Origin of the sequence: Nostoc flagelliforme FACHB-838, from assembly GCF_014698065.1 — a bacterium.
Lineage (GTDB): Bacteria > Cyanobacteriota > Cyanobacteriia > Cyanobacteriales > Nostocaceae > Nostoc > Nostoc flagelliforme_B.
Genome location: NZ_JACJSI010000668.1, coordinates 1 through 2,012 on the forward strand (window position 1 = coordinate 1; position 2,012 = coordinate 2,012).

The window sequence follows — 2,012 nt, forward strand, 5'->3', positions numbered from 1 at the left end:
TTACAAATCTCCTTCTGGGAGTGGGTAAAACAGCATCCAGAGATTCCAGTTATCTTATGCGAGGGCGAAAAAAAAGCGGCCTGCTTGCTCTCTTTAGGGTTTGTAGCGATCGCGCTTCCGGGGATTTGGAACGGCCGCGTGGGCAAACAAGATTTTGATGAACGGTTGCATCCTGACTTAGTACCAATGGCTCAGGCGGGACGCAAGTTCATAATTCTTTTTGACCACGAAACAAAAGCTAAAACCAGGTGGTCGGTGTTTCAAGCCACTGTTCGCACTGCAAAAGCAATCGAATCGGCTGGTTGTGAATGTGAAGTTGCGCTGTTGCCGGGGCCAGAAAAAGGTGTAGATGATTTCGTGGTAGCCAGGGGTGAAGATGCCAATGCTCTGCTAACTGCAATTATAGATGATGCTAAATCACTTGCCGATTACCAGCGCTCGTATCGGGCTAAGAAATGGGGACTTAGCAAATACAAACCAGATGTCACTATTAATGTCTTGTATCTTTCTGAGGCTTTGTGCATTCCTGAACTTGAGGAAAAATGCTTGAGAGTACCTGAGCTTTATGAGCTTGAAAAGGAACAACTTTTCACGCCATCTATAAAAGGATATCCTCCAAAGAAGGAGTCTACCGATTCTGGCGGAGTTGATTCAGACAAATCGAAGAAATCCCCTAGCTTCAATTTCCCAAAATCAGGACTAGTTGTACTGTGGAGCGACATGGGTACAGGCAAAACTGAACTTATGCGCTGGTGGCGTGACCAAAACCCCGATGCCAGATTTCTCAACAATGGGCATCGCGTAAATTTGCTGAAAAATCTTGCCGAACGCTTGCGGACGGCGATGTACTCCGACTTGGGTTACACAGGTTTAGCGCAGGCTCAAGCCCTTAGTATTACTATTGACAGCTTGCATAAACTCAATACTCAGTCTCTCACCTACGGTTGCATATTTATAGATGAAGCCTGCCAATACCTTACCCACCTGCTGCACAGTAATACTTGCAAACAATATCGCGCCGCCATTTTGGAGGTACTGGAATATATAGTATACAATGCGCCACTGGTCGTCATCGCTGATGCACACATGGACGATTTAACGGTAAACTTCTTTCTTGCAATGCGACCACTCGGTGAAGTACCTTACATTATTAAAAACGAGTGGCGCAACGGTTCACGCACAATTTATTGGTACGAGGGGGATAATTCAAGCGCCATAGTCGCCCAAATCTCGGCAGCGCTGATGCTTGGGGAGAAAATCATGGTTGCAAGTGACAGTAAGCGTTTCATCAAAAAACTCGACAAATCCTTTACTATCAACTACGAAGAATCTAACTCCGAAGAATCACATACACAAAAAAAATGGCGTATCTGGTCTGTTCACTCTGACAATTCTGGCAGTGATGAGAATGTCGCTTTCATCAAAGATATCACCAACGCCGTCAAAAACTTTGATGCCTTGTTCACTTCCCCTAGCCTGGGTACTGGTGTCGATATTTCTGAGTATCATTTTGATTTAGTATTTGGTGTCTTTCACGGCGTTTCCCAAACTGCTACTGAGTGTGCCCAACAGCTTTACCGTTATCGTCCAAAAGTTCCGTTTCATATTTGGGTGGCCCCGCGCCCTCCCTTTGGTTACAAGGATACCAATGCTACCAAGATTAAAGAGCGCTTGCTCCAAACCAATGAAATGACCGCTTTTCTGTTGCGAATTGACAGAGAAACGGGTAAGCGGGGAGCGGAGAAAGATTGGGCGCTTGAGGCTTACTGCCAAATTATGGCTAACCGCCACTATTCTCTCAATAATCTGCGTGATGACTTGCGATCGCTTCTCACAGAAATGGGCAATACATTTATATATGTGGGAAGTGATTCAGATCCTCAATCTCTTGAAAGTCTAAAAGCAGCAGCACAAGCTTTGGATAGTGCCCACAATTCGGCTGTTGCCAAGGCGAACAATATTACTTTGAGTGAGTACCGTGCCCGTCAGAGCAAAGATTACCTTGACCCTAA

The 2,012-nt window shown here is 45.5% G+C and carries 1 protein-coding gene; it reads left to right on the top strand.

The window, feature by feature from the left end:
• On the top strand, positions 1 to 2,012 hold a 2,012-nt coding region (locus H6G97_RS50470), incomplete at both ends, for a plasmid replication protein, CyRepA1 family (protein WP_190947699.1).